This window comes from Candidatus Equadaptatus faecalis, assembly GCA_018065065.1.
GTDB classification, from domain to species: domain Bacteria; phylum Synergistota; class Synergistia; order Synergistales; family Synergistaceae; genus Equadaptatus; species Equadaptatus faecalis.
Genome location: JAGHTZ010000031.1, coordinates 1 through 4,096 on the forward strand (window position 1 = coordinate 1; position 4,096 = coordinate 4,096).

The 4,096-nt window shown below is 49.2% G+C and carries 4 protein-coding genes; all 4 read right to left on the minus strand.

Translation table 11 applies throughout. From position 1 onward, the window contains the following. Positions 1 to 85: 85 nt before the first annotated feature. Positions 86 to 1,159 carry a peptide chain release factor 1 gene (prfA, locus tag KBS54_02480; GenBank protein MBQ0054997.1) on the minus strand — a complete coding sequence of 358 codons (1,074 nt, stop codon included), beginning with the start codon at positions 1,157 to 1,159 and terminating at the stop codon, positions 86 to 88. A 3-nt stretch (positions 1,160 to 1,162) separates the two neighbouring features. Then, positions 1,163 to 2,059 (minus strand): DUF1385 domain-containing protein, encoded by an 897-nt coding sequence (locus tag KBS54_02485; protein MBQ0054998.1) that lies wholly within the window; start codon positions 2,057 to 2,059, stop codon positions 1,163 to 1,165. Between the two features lie 107 nt (positions 2,060 to 2,166). Continuing rightward, a complete protein-coding gene (locus tag KBS54_02490; protein ID MBQ0054999.1) occupies positions 2,167 to 2,859 on the minus strand; it encodes an FAD-dependent thymidylate synthase in 693 nt (230 codons plus the stop codon). A gap of 100 nt (positions 2,860 to 2,959) precedes the next feature. Continuing rightward, on the minus strand, positions 2,960 to 3,193 hold the full coding sequence (gene rpmE, locus KBS54_02495; protein ID MBQ0055000.1) for a 50S ribosomal protein L31: 234 nt from the start codon (positions 3,191 to 3,193) through the stop codon (positions 2,960 to 2,962). Positions 3,194 to 4,096 lie beyond the last annotated feature (903 nt).

Consider the following 4,096-nt stretch of genomic DNA (forward strand, 5'->3'; position numbering starts at 1 on the left):
AGCGTATCAACAACATACGCAGGTCTTTCGATACCTGCGCATGTAAGCTTCTCTATTGCCGTTTTTCTGTACGCTCCGAGTTTCATTATACCGCGAGAGCCTTCAGTTTTTCAGCCTGATCGGCTTCCGAAAGAACCCTGATAAGCTCGTAGAGGTCACCGTCAAGTATCTGGTCAAGCTTGTACAGCGTAAGGTTTATTCTGTGGTCCGAAAGCCTGTTCTGCGGGAAATTGTAGGTTCGTATGCGTTCCGAGCGGTCGCCCGTTCCGACCTGTCCTTTTCTTTCGTCTGCGCGCGCGTTGTTCTGCTTCTGCATTTCAAGGTCGTAAAGCTTCGTGCGCAGATACTGCATCGCCTTCGCGCGGTTTTTGATCTGCGAGCGCTGGTCCTGACAGGTGGTTACAATACCTGTCGGAATGTGGGTAATGCGGACCGCGGAGTCTGTCATGTTAACGTGCTGTCCACCTGCTCCGCTTGCGCGATAGGTGTCAATTTTCAGATCCTCGGCGCGGATTTCAATTTCAACGTCTCCGGCTTCGGGAAGAACCGCGACCGTGGACGTTGACGTATGAATACGTCCGCTTGCCTCCGTTTCAGGCACACGCTGGACACGGTGAACGCCGCTTTCAAATTTCAGGCTGCTGAACGCGCCCTTTCCGTCAACGCGGAAGATAATTTCTTTATATCCGCCTATACCGGTTTCGTTTGAAGAAATTATTTCAACAGTCCAGCCCTGGCGTTCGGCGTAGCGCACGTACATACGGTAAAGGTCGGCTGCAAAGAGAGCAGCCTCGTCGCCGCCCGCGCCTCCGCGTATTTCTATTATGACGCTCTTGTCATCGTTTATGTCTTTCGGAAGAATCAGGACCTGAATTTCATGTTCAAGCTTCGGTATCTGCTGCTCAAGCGTTTCACATTCCTCTTTCGCAAGTTCTTTCATTTCCTCGTCATCGCCGGAAAGCATTTCCCGCGCTTCGTCGAGCGACTGTTTTGCCTTTTCGTAGCGCATAAAGGCTTCCATAACCGGCTCAAGCTCGGAATGTTTTTTTGCAAGCTGCTGAAGTTCCTCCTGATTGTTCACAACTTCAGGATCAGCCATTTTTGTCTCAATTTCTTTGTAACTCTTTTCTATTTCTTCAAGCTTTGCGCGAAGATCCATTTGCTACACCTGCATTTCGTCAGTTTTTTCTTTATTTGTTCCGCTGTTTTCAGCGTTAAGCTTCTTCTTGTTTTCCCACTCCGCGCTGTTGTCCTTTTCGGGATGCAACGCAAGGTCAAGAGCCGCTATGGCAACCTCAAGCTGATCTTCGGACGGAACACGCGTCGTAACGTACTGCAAAGTAAGCGCCGGTGCTATGCACGTCTTTCCCCAGCCGTCCGATTTTGCCGCTGCGCGGATAAATTCGTAGGAAATTCCGATTACCAGCGGAAGCAGAACGACGCGGGACAGCACTCTCGCCATGGCGGTATCCACTCTTATGAACGAGAATACTATTATACTCACAAAAACGACTATCAGCAGGAACGAAGTGCCGCAGCGTCTGTGTATGCGCGAATATTTGGCAACGTTTTCAGGTGTAAGTTCCGCATAATGCTCGTAAGCATTGATAGTCTTGTGTTCCGCACCGTGGTATTCAAACACGCGGCGCATATCCTTCCAGAGCGATATTACCGCAACGTAGCCGATAAAGACAAACGCCCTGACTATCCCTTCAATGCAGTTTTTCCAAACTGCGGAAAGCCCGCAGTGAGCGGAAACAAACTCGGAAAGGAACATCGGAAGCGCAATAAAAAGTCCTACGACAAACAACAGCGCAAACAAAATCGACCCGGCAAGTTCCCACGGCGAGAAAGTGTCCTCTTCGCCGAGGCTGACCTCGGCAGAAATTGAAAGAGCGTTCATTCCGACACGCATCATGTCAACCATAGTAGCGCAGCCGCGAATTATGGGCAGTTTCCAAACAGGTTTTTCGAGCCATTTTGACGACAGCCACGATTTAAACCAGATTTTTCCTTCCGGCTCGCGGACTGCAAGCCCCCAATGTTCGGGACCTTTCATAAGCACTCCCTCTATAACAGCCTGACCGCCTACGGGTATTCTGCGTTCTTCCGTTTCGGCGGCAAGATTTATCAGCCTGAGAGAATTTACAAATATTTTAGCTAATTTCAATTTTTAAGCATAGCCTCCATGTTCGGATACGGATTGCCGCAGGAATGTGCCTCTGTGCAGCGTCCCTGCGTGACACAGGACGGACCCGCAAGCGTAAAGAGCTGCGGTGCCGCTTCTTTGGCAAGCACGCACATCTGACGCGCCACCTCACGGATTTCCCACTGAGCACGCTTGCAAAGGCGCAGGGCAAAGAAATGGTGAAGCTCGCGCGCGTTCATTGTAACGACTATGCGCGTCTCCATGCCGTGAGGAAGAATAAAGCGCGCGTCTTCCTTGGCAACGCCGAGAGCAACAAGCTTTTCATAACATTCGGCAGCCGCCTTCGTCTGCTTTTCAAACAGCTCAGCAGCTTCGGGAATTGCCTTGATGCTTTCCGGAACTATGCAAAATTGCCCTTCCATGCCTACGTAGCGCTGACTCTGCTGCGAAAAACTCGCAACCCGGTGGCGCACAAGCTGGTGTGTTGCCACACGGCTCAGCCCTTCTATCGCAAAAGTGAAACTTGCGTGCTCAAAAGGCGACGCGTGGCCTGATTTGCGCAGACCGTTAAGAAAGCCTGTTATTTTTTCAGAGTCCAAATCTTCAAACAGCTCCGCTGCGGTTGACGGACTGTAGCAGAGCTTGGCCGCCGCCGCCACCACCTTGGCGGCTTCGGGCGTAGAGGCAAGCAGCTTCACGTAAATTGCCATAGCGACACTCCCTTTGCAATCGTATTAACGCATATAGTATAGCAAAAAACAGACTAAAAAAACAGGGGAGAGCCTATGCTCTCCCCTGCGGATTTCGAAACTATTTGCTTTCTTCCGTGTTTCTCTGTCCGTAATTGACACCTGCATAGCGCTGGCGGAATTTCTCAAGGCGTCCTGCTTCAACGACTCTGCCCTTTTTGCCCGTGTAGAACGGATGGCAGGCGCTGCAGATTGAAACTCTCATATCGCCTATCGTTGAACGTGTTTCAAACGTATTGCCGCACGCACAGGTAACCGTGCATTTTTCATATTTGGGATGGATGTCCTTCTTCATCTCTGTTACACCTCCGGAACTTTGTTACCAACATACAGTCAGAGATTATATCGTGCTTTTTAAAAAAAAGCAACAACTTTTTTTGTGGTTATGCGACCACCGGCGTCAGCAGCGTTACAGCGTTGTATAGTCATTGCCCACAGGCAATTATAAGGCAGTCCCACCGCTTGTTTTCATAAAATTTTCTGCTGTACCGTTCCGCCTCGGCACAAAAAACGGGCTGAATACAATTCAGCCCGTTAATGTATCGTCACACAGCCGTTCGGAGTATTCTCCGCCGGCGTTGTTTTCAATTTGTTGTGTTTCGTTACGTGTTGTACTGCATAGTGCAGTTTTGTTTTGATTGCAGCCTTAATGACTGTCTGCGTTTCTTTGGTTTGTCGCTTTCGCTTTACGCTTCAGCCCTTGCCTTTGCTTATAACATATAGCTTGCAGCGTATGGCGTTCTTTTTCGCTTTCGCGAAAAAGCCAAACCGCGGTTTGGGTGTTGCTAAGTTTTGTTAGATTGCCCGCCGCCCCGCCTGTCCAATAAACGGAAATGTTGCAAGCTTGGACTGCCCTTTTCCGTCTAAGACGATTCGACGAACAAGACGTGCTCCGACGCGTTGCGCTTTAACTGTCTGCCTTACGCGGTAAGCCCCTTGGGGCGCAGGACGGATTGGCGTTTTTAGTTTTTTGCGCGTTGCTGTGGCGTATAGGTCTCTCTAATTATCAAATTGCAATCAGACCCCGGATTTGTTAACCGGTTTCAAGTCGTTTGCAAAATTATTTTCGTGCAGAGCAAATTATTGCGGGAACTTTGACAGACAAAAATCAGGCTAAATTTACATAGAGTGTTGAAAATGCTGAATATTTTCGTTTTTGTAAAAGTTATTAAAGTTTATTGAGAAAGAAAAACTGAAC